Genomic DNA, 20,119 nt, shown 5'->3' on the forward strand with positions numbered 1-20,119 from the left:
CGGTGAAAAAAAAGCAGGAATTACCTGTTAATCTGATTCATGTAACCAATTAGTCTGCCGGGGCTGTCGCCGCCGATGGGAATTCACTACACTGGGGGCAGACCTTCTGGAGAAGAAAAATATGCGTTCATTCGGTGACTTACCGCGCCCGGTGCTGGTGTTGGAAGGGCTGGGCATCGTGATGCTGGTGTTGGCCTACCTCAGCATTCACGGCCACCTGCAGCTGCCGGGCTGGCTGGCGTCGCAGCAGGCGGCGGTCGGTATGATTTTCCTCGGCGTGGCGCTGATGGTGCCGGCGGCGGCATTTCTGGTGTGGCGCGTGGTGCAGGGCTTCGGGCCGCTGATGCGCGGCGGGTTGCCGCCGGAAAACGATCGCCGCAAACCGCAATCGAAAGATAATCAGGACAGCGATCCGCGCGCCTGAGCGCCGCGGCCGCTAACCCGCCTGCCGGGCAGGCGTTGGCTTTTGGGGTGACGAGTGAAAATTGCCATTCTTTCTCGCGACGGAACGCTCTACTCATGCAAGCGGCTGCGTGAAGCGGCGGAAGATCGCGGGCACAGCATCGATATCATCGATCCGCTCTCCTGCTACATGAACATCAATCCGGCGGCGCCGACCATTCATTATCGCGGCCGCCAACTGGAGCGTTACGATGCGGTGATCCCGCGCATCGGCTCCGCCATCACCTTTTACGGCACGGCGGTGCTGCGCCAGTTCGAGCTGCTCGGCAGCTACCCGCTAAACGAATCTGTGGCCATTACCCGCGCCCGCGACAAGCTGCGTTCGCTGCAGCTGCTGGCGCGGCAGGGCATCGATCTGCCGATCACCGGCTTTGCCCATTCGCCGGACGATACTGGCGACCTGATCGAGCTGGTCGGCGGCGCGCCGCTGGTGGTCAAGCTGGTGGAGGGCACGCAGGGCATCGGCGTGGTGCTGGCGGAAACCCGCCAGGCGGCGGAAAGCGTGATCGACGCCTTTCGCGGCCTGAACGCCCACATCCTAGTGCAGGAATACGTGCGCGAGGCGCAGGGCAGCGATGTGCGCTGCCTGGTGGTCGGCGGCCGAGTGGTGGCCGCCATCGAACGTCAGGCCAAGCCGGGTGAGTTTCGCTCCAACCTGCACCGCGGCGGCACCGCCCGCAAGGTGACCATCAGCGCCAGGGAGCGGGCGATCGCGGTGAAAGCGGCGAGCACGCTGGGGCTGGACGTCGCCGGGGTGGATATCCTGCGCGCCGATCGCGGCCCACTGGTGATGGAGGTCAACGCGTCGCCGGGGCTCGAAGGCGTGGAAACCACCACCGGGCTGGACATCGCCGGCATGATGATCGAATACATCGAGCAGCGCGGCCGGCCTGGCTTTCGCCTGAAATCCGGCGGTTGACGGGGCGGGCGGTGCGCTTTTCCCGCCGAGCAATATCTTAATTAGTGAATTAAGCCGCATTGATCGTGGCGTATCGGGTGAATATTCCGTAAGCTATGCGCCTTTTCGCGTATTGAATATTGTGAGGCTGGTTATTATGGATTCACTCATTGTCCCCGATTTGGCGCTGTTGCGGCGCTGGCTGGATCAGTCGGGCATTTCTTTCTTTGAGTGCGATTCCTGCCAGGCGCTGCACCTGCCGCATATGCAGAACTTCGATGGCGTGTTCGACGCCAAGATAGATCTGGTGGACAACGTCATCCTGTTCTCCGCGCTGGCCGAGGTGAAGCCGACCGCGCTGATCCCGCTGGTGGCGGACCTGAGCCAAATCAACGCCAGTTCGCTGACCATCAAGGCGTTTGTCGATATTCAGGACGACAACCTGCCGAAGCTGATCGTCTGCCAGTCGCTGAGCGTGGCGGTCGGCATCACCTACGAGCAGTTCACCCACTTCATGCAGCAGGGCGAAGAACAGATCTCGATGGTGATCCTCGAGGCGCGGGCGAACGATCTGCTGTTTATGGGTGACGAAGAAGAGATCCCCGCTGGCGCCGTGCGTCAGCCGATGCTGCACTGATCCTTGCCATACCTTAAGCATGCCGTCGCTCCGGGGGCATGCTGACGTTATTCCCCTCCGCAATAAAATATTCTGCACTTTGGCCTTTGCCGCCCGATCTTTCTCGCCTTTTGTGCCGTTAATGGCGTATCACATAGAGAAAAACTGCATAAAAAATCGATAAAAGGCGTTTTTTACCCTGGGGGCTGGCGGGTTGCGATGGCAGCGGCTATGCTGCTGATTCTGCAAAGGGCTTGCGATTTCCCTTGTAACCACGCGAGCAGGGCAGTGCAAAAAGGCGCATGCAATCATATGCATAGCCATTCATTTCGCGGTTGCAACGATTGCGCTCAATCAGGAAAGGTTTTGTATCGCTGCAGATACAAGTTCAATTCTATGATTTACCCTGTTTTGGAGGAAGTTACGGATGGTCACCCTACGTAAAAAGTGGTTATCGGGTGTGGTTGCCGGTCTGTTGATGGCCGCGTCCGTCACGGCGTCAGCCGAAGAGAAAACGCTGCACGTGTATAACTGGTCCGACTATATCGCGCCGGATACCCTGGCCAAATTCCAGAAAGAAACCGGCATCAAAGTGGTGTACGACGTCTTTGACTCCAACGAAGTGCTGGAAGGCAAACTGATGGCGGGCAGCACCGGTTACGATTTGGTGGTTCCTTCATCCAACTTCCTCGAGCGTCAGTCGCAGGCCGGCATCTTCGAGCCGCTCGACAAAAGCAAAATGCCCAACTACAAGAATCTCGATCCTGAGATGCTGAAGCTGGTGGCGCATAATGACAAAGACAACAAATACGGCATCCCTTACCTGATGGTGACCACCGGCATCGGCTACAATGTCGACAAGGTGAAGGCGGCATTGGGCAAAGACGCGCCGGTCGACAGCTGGGATCTGATCCTCAAGCCGGAAAACCTCGAGAAGCTGAAAAGCTGTGGCGTCTCCTTCCTCGATGCGCCGAGCGAAGTCTACGCCACCGTGCTGCACTACCTGGGCAAGGATCCCAACAGCACCAATGCGGCGGACTATACCGGCGCGGCCAACGATTTGCTGCTGAAGCTGCGGCCAAACATTCGTTACTTCCACTCTTCCCAGTACATCAACGATCTGGCTAACGGCGATATCTGCGTGGCGATCGGTTGGTCCGGCGACGTGATGCAGGCGGCCAACCGCGCCAAAGAGGCGAAGAACGGCGTGAACGTGGCCTATGCGATTCCGAAAGAAGGGGCACTGACTTACTTCGACATGTTCGCCATGCCGGCGGACGCCAAGAACAAAGACGCCGCGTACCAGTTCCTGAACTTCCTGATGAAACCTGACGTGATGGCGGGCATCAGCAACTATGTCTATTACGCCAATGCGGTGAAGGATTCCACGCCGCTGGTGAACGCCGAGGTGCGCGATAACCCGAACGTCTATCCGCCGGCCGATCTGCGCGCCAAGCTGTTCACGCTCAACGTGCAGTCGCCGAAGCTGGACCGTGTCATTACCCGCGCATGGACTAAAGTTAAAAGCGGGAAGTGATGATGGGGGGATAGCCCCCCATCGTCGGTAAACCGGCAGGCGGGCGCTCCCCGCCTGCATTGCCGTTTTGGGCCACGGCGCTCGCCGTGGTTTTGTGCCGCTTTACGCCGGAGAGCACCCCGATTGAACGACGCCATCCCTCGTCCTCAAGCCAAGTCGCAGAAGGTTTTCACCCCTCTGCTGGAAATTCGTAACCTCACTAAAACCTTCGACGGGCAGAATGCGGTTGAAGACGTCAGCCTTACCATCTACAAGGGCGAGATCTTTGCGCTGCTTGGCCCGTCCGGCTGCGGCAAGTCCACCTTGCTGCGCATGCTGGCCGGCTTCGAGCAGCCTTCGGAAGGGCAGATCGTGCTCGATGGGCAGGATATGTCGCACGTGCCGCCGTACCAGCGGCCGATCAACATGATGTTTCAGTCTTACGCGCTGTTCCCGCACATGACGGTAGAGCAGAATATCGCCTTCGGCCTGAAGCAGGACAAAATGCCGCGGGCGGAAATCGCCGAACGGGTGGCGGAAATGCTGGCGCTGGTGCACATGCAAGAGTATGCCAAGCGCAAGCCGCACCAGCTTTCCGGCGGCCAGCGGCAGCGGGTGGCGCTGGCGCGCAGCCTGGCCAAGCGGCCCAAACTGCTGCTGCTGGATGAGCCGATGGGCGCGCTGGACAAGAAGCTGCGCGATCGCATGCAGTTGGAAGTGACCGACATTCTCGAGCGCGTCGGCGTGACCTGTGTGATGGTGACGCACGATCAGGAAGAGGCGATGACCATGGCGGGGCGCATCGCCATCATGAACCGCGGCAAATTCGTGCAGATCGGCGAGCCGGAAGAGATCTACGAGCACCCGAACAGCCGCTTCAGCGCCGAATTTATCGGCTCGGTCAACGTCTTCGACTGCGTATTGCAGGAGCGGCACGACGACGCGCTGATCCTGCAAAGCCCCGGATTGCGCCATGCGATCAAGGTCGATCCGGACGCCTCGGTGGTGGACGGCGTGCCGATCCAGGTGGCGCTGCGGCCGGAAAAGATCCTGCTGTGCGAACAGGTGCCGGAAGACGGCTGCAACTTCGCGGTGGGGGAAGTGGCGCACATTGCCTACCTGGGCGATTTGTCCATCTATCACGTGAAGCTGCACAGCGGGCAGATTATCAGCGCCCAGCTGCAAAACGGCCACCGTTTCCGCAAGGGGATGCCCACCTGGGGCGATGAAGTGCGTCTGTGTTGGGAAACCGACAGCTGCGTCGTGTTGACGGTGTAGTGGAGCCGGTGAGGAGTAACCCGTATGACCCTGCTTTCTGAACGCACGCCGGAGCCGCCGGCCAAAACGCCCGGCACCTTCAAGGCGCTGTTCCACCGCCTGCTGATGGCCCATGGCCGCAAGCTGGTGATCGCGCTGCCGTATTTATGGCTGACGCTGCTGTTCATGTTGCCGTTCCTGATCGTGTTCAAGATCAGCCTGGCGGAGCTGGCGCTGGCGGTGCCGCCCTACACCGAGCTGATGAGCTGGGTGGACGGCAAGCTGAACATCGCGCTCAACTTCGCCAACTACCTGCAGCTGACCGACGATCCGCTGTATATCGACGCCTATCTGCAGTCGCTGCGCGTGGCGGCGGTCTCGACGCTGTGCTGCCTGATCATCGGCTATCCGCTGGCCTGGGCGGTGGCCCACAGCAAGGCGTCAACCCGCAACATTCTGCTGCTGCTGGTGATCCTGCCTTCCTGGACCTCGTTCCTGATCCGCGTCTATGCCTGGATGGGCATTCTGAAAAACAACGGCATTCTGAATAACTTTCTGATGTGGCTAGGGGTGATCGATCAGCCGCTGGTGATCCTGCACACTAACCTGGCGGTGTATATCGGCATCGTTTATTCCTATCTGCCGTTTATGGTGCTGCCGATCTACACGGCGCTGATCCGGCTGGATTACTCGCTGGTGGAGGCGTCACTGGATCTGGGGGCCCGGCCGCTGAAAACCTTCTTCAGCGTGATCGTGCCGCTGACGCGCGGCGGCATCATCGCCGGTTCGATGCTGGTGTTCATTCCGGCGGTGGGCGAGTTCGTGATCCCGGAACTGCTCGGTGGGCCGGACAGCATCATGATCGGCCGCGTGCTGTGGCAGGAGTTCTTCAATAACCGCGACTGGCCGGTGGCCTCGGCGGTCGCCACCATCATGCTGCTGTTGCTGATCGTGCCAATTTTGTGGTTCCACAAACACCAGAACAAGGAAATGGGGGGGCAGGAATGAACAACTTGCCGGTAGTGCGTTCACCGTGGCGCATCGCCATCCTGACGGTCGGCTTTACCTTCCTGTATGCGCCGATGCTGATGTTGGTGATCTACTCTTTCAACAGCTCCAAGCTGGTGACGGTGTGGGCCGGCTGGTCCACGCGCTGGTATACCGAACTTTTCCACGACTCGGCGATGATCAGCGCGGTGGGGCTCAGCCTGACCATCGCCGCTGCCTCCGCCACCGCCGCGGTGGTACTGGGCGCCATCGCCGCGGTGGTGATGGTGCGCTTCGGCCGCTTTCGCGGTTCGACCGGTTTTGCGTTTATGCTGACCGCACCGCTGGTGATGCCGGACGTGATCACCGGCCTGTCGCTGCTGCTGCTGTTCGTGGCGATGGGGCACGCTTTCGGCTGGCCGTCGGAACGCGGCATGTTCACCATCTGGCTGGCGCATGTCACGTTCTGTACCGCTTACGTGGCGGTGGTGATCAGCTCGCGCCTGCGCGAGGTGGATCGCTCGATCGAGGAAGCGGCGATGGATTTGGGGGCGCCGCCGCTGAAGGTGTTCTTCGTCATCACCTTGCCGATGATCGCGCCGGCGCTGATCTCCGGCTGGATGCTGGCGTTTACCCTGTCGCTGGACGACCTGGTGATCGCCAGCTTCGTCTCCGGCCCGGGCGCCACCACGCTGCCGATGCTGGTATTCTCCAGCGTGCGCATGGGGGTAAATCCGGAAATTAACGCGCTGGCCAGTTTGATCCTGCTGGTGGTGGGCATTCTCGGCCTGATCGCCTGGTGGTTTATGGCGCGCTCGGAAAAGCAACGATCGCGCGAATTGCAGCGGGCGGCCCGTAGCTGAATCGTAACAAACCTGCTATTTTTGCAATCAATAAGTATTGCAACTAACTACCTGACTTTACATGCGCCATCTGTATTGGTGGCGCGTCGTAGCGGAACACGGATATGTCAGACATGCTGAAAAGCGGGCAGGGAATGAGATCGACTTCGGATGCGCCGGTGCCGGTGATGGTGGCGGGCACCGCCATGGTGGCGAGCAAGTGTATCAGCGTGGTGTTGCTGTTGGGCGAACTGGGCGTCGACGGTGCGCAGGAGTTCGTCAACACCAGCGCGCAGGCATGGGATTCTACCTTTATTTTTCTGGCCGGCCTGTTGCTGCTGTGCCTGCAAATCAGCTGCGGTTTTGCGGTGATGCGCGGGCGCAACTGGGGGCGCTGGGGCTATGTGGCCTGCCAGTGCATTGTGGTGGTTTACCTGCTGTTGGCCACCATCGGCAGCGTCTTTCCCGAGGTGTTCACCGTGGAAGGCGAAACCAGCGGCCAAATCCTGCACGTTCTGATCCTGCAAAAGATCCCCGACGCGGTGATCCTGGCGTTGCTGTTTGTTCCCACCGCCAGCCGCCGCTTCTTCACCGCGCGCAAGTGAGATTTTAGGCGCGCGGAGTGGTAAACTCTGCGCCCTTAATTCGTCATCCTGAACTTCACGGTAATCTTCATGCATTGCGCTTTGTATACGGCGGGCACTTGCCGTTCCTGTCAGTGGCTGGAAAAGCCCTATCCGCAGCAATTGGCCGACAAACAGCATCACCTGCAATCGCTGCTGGCCGGGCGCGACGTCGCGCAGTGGCTGCAGCCGGCGACGGGGGAACTGAGCGCATTTCGCAATAAAGCCAAGATGGTGGTCAGCGGCAGCGTGGAGCGCCCGCTGCTCGGCATGCTGCACCGTGACGGCACGCCGGTCGATCTGAGCGACTGCCCGCTGTATCCCGCCGGTTTTGCGCCGATGTTTGCGGTGCTGAAAAGCTTCATCGCCCGTGCGGGCCTGACGCCGTATAACGTGGCGCGCAAACGCGGCGAGCTGAAATACCTGCTGCTGACCGAAAGCACGCTCGACGGCGGTGTGATGCTGCGTTTCGTGCTGCGCTCGGAAACCAAGCTGGCGCAGCTGCGCGCCGCGCTGCCGTGGCTGCAGCAGCAGTTGCCGCAGCTCAAGGTGATCTCCGCCAATATTCAGCCGGTGCACATGGCGATCATGGAAGGGGAACGCGAGATCGCGCTGACCGAACAGCAGGCGCTCGAGGAACAGTTCAATCAGGTGCCGCTCTTCATCCGCCCGCAAAGCTTCTTCCAGACCAACCCGCAGGTGGCCGCCGATCTGTATGCTACCGCCCGCGACTGGGTGCGCGCGCTCGCTATCGACAGCATGTGGGATCTGTTCTGCGGCGTCGGCGGCTTTGGCCTGCACTGCGCGCAACCGCAAACGCGGCTGACTGGCATCGAAATCAGCGCGGAAGCGATCGCCTGCGCGCGCCAGTCGGCGCAGCGGTTAGGGCTGTTGCACGTCGATTTTCAGGCGCTCGATTCCACCCGCTTCGCCACCGCCGAAGGCCAGGTGCCGCAGCTGGTGCTGGTCAACCCGCCGCGGCGCGGCATCGGCCAGGCACTGTGCGATTATTTGGGCCGGATGGCGCCGGACTCTATTCTCTATTCCAGTTGCAACGCCGAGAGCATGGCGAAAGATATCGAGATGTTGCCGGGGTACCGCATCGAACGGGTGCAGCTGTTCGACATGTTCCCGCATACCGCACACTACGAAGTGCTGACGCTGTTGGTGCGGATTTTATAAAACATAAGGCCCGGTTATCCGGGCCTTATTGCTTACTGCGGGAACCACTTGTCGTTGATGGCCTGGTAGGTGCCGTCGGCCTTGATGGCGTCCAGCGCGGCGTTCAGCTTGGCCAGCAGCGCCTGGTTATCCGGGCGCACCGCGATGCCGAGACCGGTGCCGAAGTATTGCGCATCGGTGATGTGCTCGCCCACCGGCGCCAGCTGCGGGTTGGTTTTCAGCCACTCGTTCACCACGGCGGTGTCGCCGAACACGCCGTCGATACGGCCGTTTTTCAGCTCCAGAATGGCGTTCTGGTAGCTGTCGTAAGAGACGGTGTTAATCTCCGGATGCTTGTCCTGCATGTATTTCTGGTGGGTGGTGCCGTTTTCCATGCCGAGCTTTTTGCCTTTCAGATCCGCCAGCGAACTGAACTTGCCTTTTTGCGCGATCACGATCGCCGAGTTGGCGTAGTAAGGCTGGGTGAAGGCGACCTGTTTGCTGCGCTCCGGCGTGATGTCCATCCCGGAAATCACCGCATCGTATTTCTTGAATTTCAGCGCGGCGATCAGGCTGTCGAACGCCTGGTTGGTGAAGGTGCACTGCGCCTGCATCTGCTTGCACAGCGCGTTGGCCAGATCGATATCGAAGCCGACGATCTGGTTGTTGGCGTCCAGCGATTCGAACGGCGGGTAGGTGGCGGAAGCGGCGAAGCGGATAGTCTCGGCCGCGGTGGCGTTAAAGGTCATCCCGGCCAACATCGTCGCGGCAAGCAGCAGTTTTTTCATGCGTAGAGCTCCTGTCTGGATCCTGAAAGTGATTATTTCGCTATCGTTTGTTTTTACTGGTAATCGCCAGAGATTTTTGCGCGTGCGTCTGCTGATAACCCTGCCATTGAGTGAATTAAAATGCAATGTAAATGATTAAATATTGCTGTAGGGATAAAAAAAGCCCCGCACAATGGCGGGGCTCATGGGGAGAGGCGGCCTCAGTTGCGGCGCTCAAACGCCAGCGCGCGGCGCTCCACCAGCCGCATCAGCAGCGTCAGCAGGCCGTTGACGCACAGGTACACCAGGCCCGCGGCGCCGAATACCATGACGTCGTAGGTGCGGCCGTACATCAGCTGGCTGTAACCCATCACCTCCATCAGCGTGATGGTGTAAGCCAGCGAGGTGCTTTTGAACACCAGCACCACTTCGTTGGAGTAAGACGACAGCGCGCGCTTGAAGGCGAACGGCAGCAGGATGCGCAGCGTCTGCCGGCGCGACATGCCCAGCGCTTCGCATGACTGCCATTGCCCGGCGGGAATGGCGCGCACCGCGCCGTAGAACAACTGCGTGGTGTAGGCCGCGCTGTTCAGCGCCAGCGCTATCATCGCGCACAGCCAGGGCTGCGACAGCAGGTTCCACAGCCACGGGTAGTCGCGGATTGCCGGGAACTGACCGGGGCCGTAGTAGATCAGGAAGATCTGCACCAGCAACGGCGTGCCGGTGAACAGCGTCACGTAGATCTTGACCAGCGGCGTCAGGATCGGCGTTTTCAGCGTCAGGATCACCGTCAGCAGCAGCGACAGCACCAGCGCGACGATCAGCGCGGCAACGGTCAGCGTCAGGCTGGTGTGCAACCCTTTGAGGATCTCCGGTAAATACTCAATCATCAGACCGGCCCTCGCTCAAAGCGCGTGGCGCGCAGCTCAATGCGTTTGATGACGTATTGGCTGAACAGCGTCACCAGCAGGTAGATGGCTGCCGCGATCACATACCAGGTAAAAGGCTCCTGGGTGCGGGTGGCGATACTCTTGGTTTGCAGCATCAGATCGTTCACGCTGATCAGCGACACCAGCGCGGTGTCTTTCAGCAACACCAGCCACTGGTTGCCGAGGCCGGGCAGGGCGTGGCGCCACATCTGCGGCATGATCAGGCGAAAGAAGATCGCGGCCTTGCCGAGCCCCAGCGCCTGGCCGGATTCCCACTGCCCCTGCGGTACCGCTTTGAGCGCGCCGCGCAGCGTCTGCGAAGCGTAGGCGGAATAGAGCAGGGCCAAAGCGATCACCCCGCACAGGAACGGGCTGACTTCGAAATTGTCGATCGCCAGCTGAATCGGCAGCTGGAACAGACCGAGGTTGAGGGTAAAGCCGTCGGAGAGCATCAGCAGCAGCTGCGACGAGCCGAAATAGATAAACAGCACCACCAGGATTTCCGGCAGGCCGCGCAGCACGGTCACCCAGGCGGTGCCGAGCCAACTGACCGCTTTCCAGCGGGACGATTCCCATACGGCGAACAGCATCGCCAGAATCAGCCCGAGGATCAGGGCGCAAACGGCAAGGCCGACGGTCATGCCGGCGGCGCTTGCTAAAGGTTGTAATTCATTCATCGGGGCGTATTACTGCTGGAACCATTTTTTGTAGATGGTTTCATAGGTCCCATCCTGCTTGATCTTGTCCAGAGCGGCGTTGAACTTGCTCTGCAGATCGGTGTTCTTCTGGCGTACCGCGATGCCGAGGCCGGTGCCGAAGTAGTCTTTATCCGTCACTTTGGCGCCCACTGCCGCCAGCGCGTCATTCTGCTTCAGCCATTCGTTGACCACCGCGGTATCGCCGAACACCGCATCAACGCGGCCGTTCTTCAGATCCAAAATGGCGTTCTGGTAGCTGTCGTAAGGCACGGTGGTGATTTCCGGGTGCTTGTCGGTCAGGTATTTCTGGTGGGTGGTGCCGTTTTGCACGCCCACTTTCTTGCCTTTCAGCGCCGCCACGTCGGCGATTTTGCCTTTCTGCGCGATGAACAGCGCCGAGTTATCGTAGTACGGCTTGGTGAACAGCACCTGCTTTTCACGCTCCGGCGTGATGTCCATACCGGCCATCACCGCATCGAAACGCTTGAACTTCAGGCTCGGGATCAGGCTGTCGAACGCCTGGTTGGTGAAGGTGCACTCGGCCTGCATCTCTTTGCACAGGGCGTTCGCCAGATCGACATCAAAACCCTGAATCTTGTTGCTGGCGTCAATAAATTCAAATGGAGGATAGGAGGCTTCGGTAGCGAAACGGATCGTTTCGGCTGCGGAGGCGGAAACGCTGATGCCGGCCAGAACGGCGGCGATTATTAGTTTTTTCATCGCAAACTCCCCAAATTACAGCAAGTTAATTGTTAGTGTGATAAGTAGTTGGCAAACTCGGTGGTCCGCGGCTGCGTGAAGTGGCTGCTGTCGCCTTGCTCTACCACGTGGCCGTTTTCCATGTACACCACGCGGCTGGCGGTCTTGCGCGCCACTTCCACTTCGTGAGTGACGATCACCTGCGTGATGCCGGTGCCGGCCAGTTCGCGAATGATGCTGACGATCTGCGCGGTGATTTCCGGATCCAGCGCCGCGGTCGGTTCATCGAACAGCAGCACCTGCGGTTCCATCATCAGGGCACGGGCGATCGCCACGCGCTGCTGCTGGCCGCCGGAAAGGTGAAGCGGGAAGCGATCGGCGAAGTCGGTCAGGCGCAGACGCTTGAGCAGCTTGTCGGCACGCTCCATCGCCTGAGCCTTGGTCAGACCCAGCACGCGGCAAGGCGCTTCGATCAGATTCTGAACCACGGTGAGGTGAGGCCACAGGTTGTATTGCTGGAAGACCATGCCGACATTTTGGCGCAGTTCGCGAATGGCTTTCTCGCCCGGCGCCTGCTTGAAGTCGAATTGGTTGCCGGCGATCTGCAGTTGGCCCGAACGCGGCATTTCCAGCAGGTTCAGCACCCGCAGCAATGAACTTTTCCCGGCGCCGCTTGGGCCAAGCAGCACCAGGGTTTCCCCGGCTGGACAATCCAGCGTGATGTCAAACAGCGCCTGGTGAGCGCCGTAATAGCAATTGATACCGTTAAGTTGAATACTCATGCGCCAGAATTGAATAGACATTGATGCCGCAAATGTTAACTTCCACAGAATACTTATGCAATCTTTGTGCGTTAAAATTTATGAGTGTGCGGCGGGACAGTAAAAGATTAGCACAAGATACCGCGACTCAAGCCGAGGGAGGGGATTTGTGGCGCAGGCTGTGAGATCGGTAGCGAAATTTTTTCTATTGGACGAAATTCGAGCGGTGGACGGACGGCGGGGATGACCGACGCGGCAAGCCCGCGTCGGCCGGGGTATTGCGGGTTACTGGTTTTCCAGCACCTGGCGCACGCTGCCGTTGGTGGCGTGCGCTGGAACATTCAGGTAGCGAATATCATCAACCACCCAGCAGGTCCCTTCGCGCACCATCAGCACTTCGTCCTGCCAGTTCACGGTGCTGTTGGCGTCTTTTTGGTAGCTCAAGTCAACGCGCAGCGGGATGTTTTTCGCATCGGTGTTAGGAATGGTCGAGGCGCTGGCGACGGAGGCGCTGCTTGGCCCCTGCGCATTGCCGGAGAACAGATCGCCGGTTATCCGGTGCTTGCCCGGGTTCTGACCGGCGCTGACCAGATCCTGATACAGCACTTTGCTCAGATAGGGCTGCAGCTGCGCCAGGCGGTTGCTGTCCGGCAAGCCGGCACCCTGCTGGATGCGCAGGTCATAGAATTTTTGCGCGACCGTATCCGGGCCGCCTTCCACACAGCTGCCGCTGCGGGTGCCGATATCCTTGTATGCCGGTTCCACCGTGGTACAGGCACTCAGCAACAGCGCTAAGGGTAAAACAGCCGCAATCGTTTTTGTTTTCATCTTATTACCTTATGTGAAAGTCTCTACCATGAAGACCGATAGCTTACAGTATAAATGCGTTTTTTGGCCTTGCATTCGTACTGCGTGCCATTGATTAAGCGAACATAACGCCAATCTTCTGGTCATAGATACGTTGAATTAATCAAACAAGGAATTCTGATGCAGCTTTCAACTACCCCGACCCTGGAAGGGTTCACCATCACCGAATACTGTGGCGTCGTCACCGGCGAAGCGATCCTCGGTGCCAACATTTTTCGTGATTTCTTCGCCGGCGTGCGCGATATCGTCGGCGGCCGCTCGGGCGCTTATGAGAAAGAGTTGCGCAAGGCGCGCTTGATTGCGTTCGAAGAACTGGAAGATCAGGCGAAAGAGCTGGGCGCCAACGCGGTGGTCGGCATCGATATCGATTATGAAACCGTTGGCAAAGACGGCAGCATGCTGATGGTGACCGTCAGTGGCACCGCGGTGAAAGTCAGCCGCTAACGCCATTCTCCGCGCCCCGGCCGTTCTGCCGGGGCGACATCCTGTTGGTTCATCCCACCTTGTGCTGCTCGACGATCGGGCGGTGTTCCTGCGGTTTCACCGGCGCCGGCGTCTGGCGATGCGATATCGGCTGAGCGGACGGCTGGTGGATCTGCGGCGCCGGGGCAGGATGCGGCATGACGCGTGCTTGCGGCACTGGTGCCGGGCGGACTAACGCCGGATGCTGCGTTGCGGCCGGTTCACGCACCATCGGCTGAACGACGTGCGGCGCTTCCTGAACCAGAGGGCGCACGGCAGATGGATGCACCGGCGCGACGGCCGGCATCGGATGTGTCTGTACCGGTGCTGAATGCACGGCCATCGGCTGCTGCGCGTGGGGCGCCGCAGGCGCGGTATGCGTGAACGTCGGCATGCTCATCGGTTGCCGCACATGGGGCGCGTTTATCGGCTGTTGCACGTGCGGTGCGGCCGCTACCGGCTGAGTATGCGCAAAGTTCGGCAGGGTCATCGGCGCATGGGCTGCAGGCGCGACGCGCGGCTGCGCGCCAGGCGTCGGCTGGCTGAAATGCGGCGTCGGCGCGGCGGTCGTATTGCTGTAGTTATTCACCGTGTGGGTGCTGCGATTCACATTGTTGACGTTGTTATATTGATTGATGTTGGTGACGCGATTTACCACGGTGGTGGAATGCGACACGTAGGGCGCATTGCGGTAGACCACCGGTTGGCGTCGATCGTCCCAGCGCATATCCCAGCTATGCCAGCCGCTGTTGTGCTGATTGAACAATGAGGCGACCGCGATGCCGACGCCGAAGCTGATCGCGCCGGCTGCCAACATGTCGCCGCCGCTGTAGCCTGAAGGTTGATACCGATAGCTCGGATAGGCGGGGATCGGCGTGCCGTAGGCCACCCAAGGGTCGTAATGCGGGACGTAAACCGTATCCGGCTGGCTGGGTTCGATGACGATGGTTTCGCCCGGCGCCGCCACCACGCTCTGACGATAGGGCTGCTGTTCGACATAACGCGTCGTCGGCGCTACGACGATGCGCTGCTGCGGGCTGTTTTTCAGCGTGCCCTGTCTGGCCGCCCGCTGGCGCATCACCTGAATGGCGTTCATCACGTCGGTGGGATCATTGAGGTAGGCGCTGCCCAGAGCCGTGGTCCAGGGGATGTTTTTCGCCATCTGATCGAGTACGTCGGGGAATTGCACCAGGCCGCGCACGCTGGGATCCCAGGGTTGAGCGTCGGCTGCCGAGCTGAGTGCCGCCGGCTGCAGGCCGCGGTTTTGCACCAGCCAGGCATCTGCGGCGCTGATTTGGTCGGGATAACCTGCGCCGGCCAACACCTGCGCCAGCAGCTTGTCGGGGAACAGCGCCACCGGGCTGACCAGCTGGTACAGCTGATCGGCGGTCAGCGGCGTATAGGCCGGCGCACTCACATTGGCGGCGGGAGCGGTCGGGGGCGGGGCGCTTGCGCCCATCGCGTCGGCGACTTTTTGCCGATCGCAGCCGCTGAGCGGCAGTATGGCGGCGCAGAGCAACCAGGACAGATAGCGTGGGGTGAACATGTTCGACTCCGCTCTTTCAGCGCAGATGATACTTTGAGACTATCATGGGCGTGAGAGGCCGCCAGTCGGGAGAAACACCCGCTTGCACATCGGCGTTGTCTGTCATCATTTCTCGATGAGCGTGATGATTGGACACAGATTAATCGCGCGGCGTTACCGCTTTCACGGACGTCAATCAGGAGGATAAGTGAAAATTTGGCCAGGGATCATCGCCGCCGCGCTGTTGGCGGGATGCCAAAATCCGCAGCAGGACACGCTCGTCGATCGCGGCGCTTACCAGCTCGAAACCCTGCATCAGGCGCAGGGTGCCGATCAGCGCATCCGGTTTTTGGTGATGCACTACACGGCGGAAGACTTCCATTCATCGCTGAAAACGCTGACCGATGAACACGTCAGCGCACACTACCTGTTGCCGGCGCACCCGCAGCGCGAGCACGGTAAACCGACGGTGTACCGGCTGGTGCCGGAGGCGATGCGTGCCTGGCATGCCGGTGCCAGCGGCTGGCGCGGGCGCAGCAACCTCAACGACACCTCGATCGGCATCGAAATCGTCAACAAGGGTTTCACCCGCAGCATGCTGTTCACCCACTGGCAGCCCTATACGGCGGAGCAGATCGCTGTGCTGATCCCGCTGAGCCGCGACATCATCCAACGCTACGGCATCCAGCCGCAGGACGTGGTGGGACACAGCGACATCGCGCCGCAGCGCAAACAGGATCCCGGCCCGCTGTTCCCTTGGCGGCAGCTGGCGCAGGCCGGCATTGGCGCCTGGCCGGACGAACGAGACGTGCAGCGCTTGCTGGCGGGGCGCGATCGTCATGCGCCGGTGCCGATGGCGGCACTGCTCGAAAAGCTGGCGCGTTACGGCTATGCGATCGATCCGTCATGGGATGCGCGGCAGCAGCGCAATGTGCTGGCGGCGTTTCAGATGCACTTCCGGCCCGACGATGTGCGCGGCGAGCCGGATGCAGAGAGTGAGGCGATTGTCGATGCGCTGCTGGTGAAGTACGGCGCGGCGCGTTGATTACAGGCCGTGCAGCTTACCGTGATCTTTCAGCCAGCGGGCGGTGCGCGCGATGCCTTCTTCCAGCGAGACGATCGGCTGATAGCCCAGCTCTTGCTGCGCGCGGGTGGTATCGAGCGTGAGGTCGAAGTTGAGTTTGGCGACGCCGTAGTGGGTCAGCACCGGCTCCTTCTCGCTTTTGCTGCCGAGGCGTTCCATGCCGCGCGCCATCATGTCGAGCATCGGATAGGGGACGGAGCGGATGCGGCATTTCATGCCCAAATCGTCGATCAGCTGCTGCACCACGGTGCGAAGCGGGCGCGGCTGCTGGTTGGTGATGTTGTAGGCGCGGCCGGACGGCGTATCTTCTTTTAGCGTCGCCAGCCACATGGCGTGCACCGCATTCTCCAGGTAGGTCATGTCCACCATCGCCGCGCCGCCGCGCGGCAGCAGCAGGTTGCCGTAGCGTTTGATCATCTGTAGCAGCCTTGGCAGCATCACCTTGTCGTGTGGCCCGAACAATCCCTGCGGGCGCAGAATGGTGAAATGGGTCTGCGGATTGGACAGCGCCAACTGCTGGATCACCTGCTCGCCGGCGGCCTTGCTGCGCGCGAATTCGTTGGCGTAGCGCTGCGGGCGGAAATCTTCGGTCACGTTGCGGTGATGGTGGTAATCGAAATAGATCGCCGGAGAAGAGATGTGGATGAACTGCGCCACGCCGTAGGCCGCCGCCCATTCGCCGAGGCGGCGGGTGGCGCGGACGTTGGCCAGCTCGAAGGCCTCTTCGGTGCCCCAGGGCGAGGTAAAGCTGGAGCAGTGCCACAGCACGTCGACGTCGGCCAGCATCGCCTTGGCCTGCGAAGAGATCAGATTGGTGAGATCGGCATGAATGAACTCAGCGCCCATTTTTTCCAGCAGGCCGCCCATCGCCTGGTTGCGGCCGGTGGCGCGCACTTTGATGCCCTGGCGGCGCAGATATTCAACGGCGTTACGGCCTAACCCACTGGTGGCACCGGTGACCAATACCTTCATAACGGACTCTATTCTCACCCAAAATCGGAATACCGGCGGGCGCTTGCGGCGCCTCCAGCAAATAAGATGCCATTCTTCCGTGATTTCGTGCGCTATGCAATCGGAAAGCCCCGAAGCACAGCGGCAAACTGTGCGGTTGATCGACAAATGAACGCCGTTCAGCGCTGTTGGCGGTCCAGGCTCTCGGCAAGCTCGGCGATGCGCTTCGCCATGCCGCGAAAAATGAACAGGTGTGCGGGCATCATGGCGAACCAATACAGCAGCCCGCTGAAGCCGGCCGGATGCCACCAGGCGCGCACGTCCAGCGTGCGGCGATCGCCGTGATCGGTAATGGTGAAGCTCAGCCGCCCCAGTCCCGGCGCCTTCATGCCGAACAGCAGCGCCAGTTGCCGCAGCGGCTTCAGCGTGATGACTTTCCAGCCGTCGATCTCGTCGCCCAGCGCCAGGGTCGCGCGTGCCGGGCGGCCATAGACCACGCCGTTGCCGATCATGTCGTCCATGCGGGCGCGGATCCGCCACAGAATATTGGCGTAGAAATAGCCTTCTTCGCCCCCCAGCTGCTGCACCGTTTGCCACAGGGCCTCGCGGGTGGCGGCGGTGTCCAGCGAACAACCGGCCTGTTTCGGATAGTAACCGTAGCCGGGGCGCCAGCGAGCCCGCGCCGCCGGATCGTAGCCCCAGTCGGCGGAATCGACCACCTCCTGTTCGCGCTGCAGCGTGGTGGCGACCGCTTGATCAAAGGTGTGCAGCCGCTGCGGGATCAGGGCCTGCAACGGCTGGCCGTCGGCGGGCAGATCGTGCTTCAGCCCCTGGATCAGCGCGCGGGCGATCGGCGTCGGCACCGAGGTGATCAGGCTGATGAACCACACCGAAATCAGCCGCGTCGGCAAAGGGATCGGGATCAGCCAGCGCCGCTTGCCGCTGAGGGCGATAAAGCGTTTGAACATATCCTGATAGCTGAGGTATTCCGGCCCGGCAACGTCGAAGATGCGGTGTTCCTGTGCCGGGTGCGCCAGCAGATCGGCCAGATAAACCAGCAGGTTCTCCAGCGCCACCGGCGACGACTTCGAGCGCACCCAGCGCGGCGGCGTCAGCACCGGCAGGTTATAGACCATGTCGCGCATCACTTCGAACGCCGCCGAGCCGGGGCCGACGATGATGCCGGCGCGCAACTCGGTCACCGGCACGCCGCTCTGGCGCAAGATCTCGCCGGTCAGGCGGCGGGCCGCCAGGTGCGGTGAGCTGTCGTCGTTCGGCTGCAGCGCGCCGAGGAAGATCACCTGTTTGACGCTGGCATTGCGCAGCGCGTCGCGCAGGTTTTCCGCCGCCTGGCGCTCCTTCTCGATAAAGTCGTCGCCGTCGCCCATCGCATGCACCAGATAGTAAAGCGTATCTATCTCCCACAGCGCCGCGCTCAGGGTTTCCGGGCGATACAGATCGGCATACAGGCAGTTGACCTGCGGCCAGTTCCGCTCCTGCAGCCACTCGATGCGCCGCGCGGCGGCGGTAATCTGGTGCCCCTGTTCGATCAGGTGCGGGATCAGGTTCTGGCCTATATAGCCGCTGGCTCCAAGAACCAGTACGCGTTGGGGTGTCATCGGGCCGCCTTGTGCGGTAGAGGATTGGCTGAACGACAGGATGCCAAATCCCGGGTTTAAATGCACTTTTTGTATGGGTATAAGCCGGTTGCATACGTCGCGGCGCGAGTTCACACTACGCGCCCCCTTACCGAACGAAAAACCGGATGTCATGAAGCTCAATGTGATTTGTTACGCCCTGCTGGGCCTGGTGCTGATCGCCAGCCTGTTCTCGCTGCATCCGGTGTGGATGTGGTTGCTGTTGGCCAACCTGCTGACGTTTCTGATCTACGGCGGCGATAAGCTGGCGGCGCGCAAGGGGTGGCGGCGGGTGCCGGAGGCGACGCTGTTGCTGTTCGGCGCGCTGGGCGGGTGGTTGGGCGCACTGGCGGCACAGCAGCTGTTTCGCCACAAAACCCAGAAGCAGCCGTTTAAAACCTGGTTCATCCTCAGCGTGGCGCTCAACCTGGTGGCGGTGCTGGGGTTGTGGTACTGGGTTTATGGCCGCTGGATCTTCTGATTACAACAACAGCGGCAGGGTAGCGCTGGCGGTGGCCTGCATCGCCTGAGCGTAGGCGGGATCGCGCTGAGCCAGTTCGGCGATCATCAACTCCACCAGTAGCATGGCGCCGACCTTGGCCGGCAGGGCGCCGGCGGTCAGCGGCCCTTCCGGTTTGGCCGCCACCAGCAGCGTATCCGCCATTTTAGCCAGCGGGCTGCGTTGGGTGTTGCTGATTGCGATCACGCGTGCACCGCGCCCTTTGGCCAACGCCACCGCATGCAGCACGTCTTTGGTGGAGCCGGAGCTGGAGATGACGATCAGCAGATCCTGCTCACTCAGCGAGGCGGCGTTCATCGCCGCCCGGTGCATGTCGCTGAACAGTTGCGCCGGTTTGCCGAGGCGCAACAGTTTGTAGTGCAGGAAATCACCGATGATGGCGCTGGCGGCGACGCCGTAAATCTGCACCGAAGCGCAGCGCTGCAGATTGTCCGCCGCCTGTTGCAGCGCCTGCGGATCCAACAGCGCGCCGGTATCCCGCAGCGCCTGCACGCTCTCCTCCACCAAATTTTCCGCCGCGCTTTGCCGCGTCGTCGCCTCCGGCTGGTTTTGTTGCAGGCTGAGGGCCAGCGCCATTTTAAATTCGGTATAGCCTTTACAGCCCAGATGGCGGCACAGCCGCGTGACGCTGGCTTCGCTGGTGGCGCTTTCACGTGCCAGTTCGGTGATGGTCAGGTAAACGGCGCGGGAGGGCTCCGCAAGAAGATAGTGCCCGAGCTTTTGCAGCGTGGGGCTGTACCCCGCCAAATCCTGCCGCAGCCGCAATAACAAGTTGCCTGTATTCATCACGTTACCTTTCTGAGTATTCCCGTTTCTATTGTGGCGGAAAGACGCCGCCGCTCGCCAGCGAAATCGAC

Annotated in this window: 22 protein-coding genes; 12 read left to right on the forward strand and 10 right to left on the reverse strand. The window is 60.9% G+C overall.

What is annotated here, in order from left to right:
* Positions 1 to 121: 121 nt before the first annotated feature.
* From C9411_RS19140 to rlmC, 9 genes are all read left to right on the forward strand, one after another.
* Positions 122 to 424, forward strand: coding sequence for a YbjC family protein (locus tag C9411_RS19140; RefSeq protein ID WP_033646672.1), 303 nt, complete (start codon positions 122 to 124; stop codon positions 422 to 424).
* A 54-nt stretch (positions 425 to 478) separates the two neighbouring features.
* Positions 479 to 1,381, forward strand: coding sequence for a 30S ribosomal protein S6--L-glutamate ligase (gene rimK, locus C9411_RS19145; RefSeq protein WP_107227696.1), 903 nt, complete (start codon positions 479 to 481; stop codon positions 1,379 to 1,381).
* 136 nt (positions 1,382 to 1,517) lie between these two features.
* The gene (locus C9411_RS19150) at positions 1,518 to 1,997 is read left to right on the forward strand and encodes a YbjN domain-containing protein (protein WP_107227697.1); all 480 of its coding nucleotides are present in this window, start codon (positions 1,518 to 1,520) and stop codon (positions 1,995 to 1,997) included.
* Between the two features lie 406 nt (positions 1,998 to 2,403).
* Complete coding sequence (potF, locus tag C9411_RS19155) at positions 2,404 to 3,513, forward strand: spermidine/putrescine ABC transporter substrate-binding protein PotF (RefSeq protein WP_063989389.1); 1,110 nt, start codon at positions 2,404 to 2,406, stop codon at positions 3,511 to 3,513.
* A gap of 123 nt (positions 3,514 to 3,636) precedes the next feature.
* On the forward strand, positions 3,637 to 4,770 hold the full coding sequence (potG, locus tag C9411_RS19160) for a putrescine ABC transporter ATP-binding subunit PotG (RefSeq protein ID WP_060443364.1): 1,134 nt from the start codon (positions 3,637 to 3,639) through the stop codon (positions 4,768 to 4,770).
* 24 nt (positions 4,771 to 4,794) lie between these two features.
* Positions 4,795 to 5,757, forward strand: a complete 963-nt coding sequence (gene potH, locus C9411_RS19165; protein ID WP_107227698.1) for a putrescine ABC transporter permease PotH — start codon at positions 4,795 to 4,797, stop codon at positions 5,755 to 5,757.
* Positions 5,754 to 6,599, forward strand: coding sequence for a putrescine ABC transporter permease PotI (gene potI / locus C9411_RS19170; protein WP_025302238.1), 846 nt, complete (start codon positions 5,754 to 5,756; stop codon positions 6,597 to 6,599). The genes potH and potI overlap by 4 nt, the downstream gene beginning before the upstream one ends.
* 104 nt (positions 6,600 to 6,703) lie before the next feature.
* Entirely contained in the window at positions 6,704 to 7,183 is a 480-nt protein-coding gene (locus tag C9411_RS19175; RefSeq protein WP_107227699.1) for a YbjO family protein, read from the forward strand.
* A gap of 69 nt (positions 7,184 to 7,252) precedes the next feature.
* Positions 7,253 to 8,383 carry a 23S rRNA (uracil(747)-C(5))-methyltransferase RlmC gene (gene rlmC, locus C9411_RS19180; protein ID WP_063989392.1) on the forward strand — a complete coding sequence of 377 codons (1,131 nt, stop codon included), beginning with the start codon at positions 7,253 to 7,255 and terminating at the stop codon, positions 8,381 to 8,383.
* Positions 8,384 to 8,415: 32 nt separating this feature from the next.
* On the opposite strand, the gene artJ (C9411_RS19185) is transcribed toward rlmC, so the two are convergent.
* The 6 genes from artJ (C9411_RS19185) to C9411_RS19210 all read right to left on the reverse strand — a co-directional run bounded on the left by artJ (C9411_RS19185) (position 8,416) and on the right by C9411_RS19210 (position 13,044).
* Positions 8,416 to 9,150, reverse strand: a complete 735-nt coding sequence (artJ, locus tag C9411_RS19185) for an arginine ABC transporter substrate-binding protein (RefSeq protein WP_063989393.1) — start codon at positions 9,148 to 9,150, stop codon at positions 8,416 to 8,418.
* A gap of 200 nt (positions 9,151 to 9,350) precedes the next feature.
* Complete coding sequence (gene artM, locus C9411_RS19190) at positions 9,351 to 10,019, reverse strand: arginine ABC transporter permease ArtM (protein WP_033637817.1); 669 nt, start codon at positions 10,017 to 10,019, stop codon at positions 9,351 to 9,353.
* A complete protein-coding gene (gene artQ / locus C9411_RS19195) occupies positions 10,019 to 10,735 on the reverse strand; it encodes an arginine ABC transporter permease ArtQ (RefSeq protein WP_025159684.1) in 717 nt (238 codons plus the stop codon). Before artQ ends, artM begins: the two co-directional genes overlap by 1 nt.
* A gap of 9 nt (positions 10,736 to 10,744) precedes the next feature.
* Complete coding sequence (gene artJ / locus C9411_RS19200) at positions 10,745 to 11,476, reverse strand: arginine ABC transporter substrate-binding protein (RefSeq protein ID WP_107227700.1); 732 nt, start codon at positions 11,474 to 11,476, stop codon at positions 10,745 to 10,747.
* Positions 11,477 to 11,508: 32 nt separating this feature from the next.
* Positions 11,509 to 12,237, reverse strand: a complete 729-nt coding sequence (artP, locus tag C9411_RS19205; protein WP_038884338.1) for an arginine ABC transporter ATP-binding protein ArtP — start codon at positions 12,235 to 12,237, stop codon at positions 11,509 to 11,511.
* A gap of 264 nt (positions 12,238 to 12,501) precedes the next feature.
* Complete coding sequence (locus C9411_RS19210; RefSeq protein WP_049202208.1) at positions 12,502 to 13,044, reverse strand: lipoprotein; 543 nt, start codon at positions 13,042 to 13,044, stop codon at positions 12,502 to 12,504.
* 159 nt (positions 13,045 to 13,203) lie between these two features.
* Here C9411_RS19210 and C9411_RS19215 point away from each other — a divergent pair, with 159 nt between their 5' ends.
* Positions 13,204 to 13,527: a heavy metal-binding domain-containing protein gene (locus C9411_RS19215; RefSeq protein WP_004928400.1), complete on the forward strand. Its 324-nt coding sequence runs from the start codon at positions 13,204 to 13,206 to the stop codon at positions 13,525 to 13,527.
* A gap of 49 nt (positions 13,528 to 13,576) precedes the next feature.
* On the opposite strand, the gene C9411_RS19220 is transcribed toward C9411_RS19215, so the two are convergent.
* The gene (locus C9411_RS19220) at positions 13,577 to 15,091 is read right to left on the reverse strand and encodes a DUF3300 domain-containing protein (protein WP_107227701.1); all 1,515 of its coding nucleotides are present in this window, start codon (positions 15,089 to 15,091) and stop codon (positions 13,577 to 13,579) included.
* A gap of 187 nt (positions 15,092 to 15,278) precedes the next feature.
* Here C9411_RS19220 and C9411_RS19225 point away from each other — a divergent pair, with 187 nt between their 5' ends.
* Positions 15,279 to 16,115: an N-acetylmuramoyl-L-alanine amidase gene (locus tag C9411_RS19225; RefSeq protein WP_107227702.1), complete on the forward strand. Its 837-nt coding sequence runs from the start codon at positions 15,279 to 15,281 to the stop codon at positions 16,113 to 16,115.
* Here the strand turns inward: C9411_RS19225 and C9411_RS19230 are convergent, their stop codons facing one another.
* Both C9411_RS19230 and C9411_RS19235 read right to left on the reverse strand, forming a co-directional pair.
* The gene (locus tag C9411_RS19230; protein ID WP_004928393.1) at positions 16,116 to 17,126 is read right to left on the reverse strand and encodes an NAD(P)-dependent oxidoreductase; all 1,011 of its coding nucleotides are present in this window, start codon (positions 17,124 to 17,126) and stop codon (positions 16,116 to 16,118) included.
* 158 nt (positions 17,127 to 17,284) lie between these two features.
* On the reverse strand, positions 17,285 to 18,724 hold the full coding sequence (locus C9411_RS19235; protein ID WP_063989396.1) for a DUF2867 domain-containing protein: 1,440 nt from the start codon (positions 18,722 to 18,724) through the stop codon (positions 17,285 to 17,287).
* A gap of 151 nt (positions 18,725 to 18,875) precedes the next feature.
* On the opposite strand from C9411_RS19235, the gene C9411_RS19240 reads away from it, so the two are divergent.
* The gene (locus C9411_RS19240) at positions 18,876 to 19,223 is read left to right on the forward strand and encodes a DUF1294 domain-containing protein (RefSeq protein WP_107227703.1); all 348 of its coding nucleotides are present in this window, start codon (positions 18,876 to 18,878) and stop codon (positions 19,221 to 19,223) included.
* Here the strand turns inward: C9411_RS19240 and C9411_RS19245 are convergent, their stop codons facing one another.
* Positions 19,224 to 20,051, reverse strand: a complete 828-nt coding sequence (locus C9411_RS19245; RefSeq protein WP_107227704.1) for a MurR/RpiR family transcriptional regulator — start codon at positions 20,049 to 20,051, stop codon at positions 19,224 to 19,226.
* Between the last annotated feature and the right edge of the window lie 68 nt (positions 20,052 to 20,119).

The organism is Serratia sp. Nf2, from assembly GCF_003028435.1.
GTDB lineage: Bacteria > Pseudomonadota > Gammaproteobacteria > Enterobacterales > Enterobacteriaceae > Serratia > Serratia marcescens_L.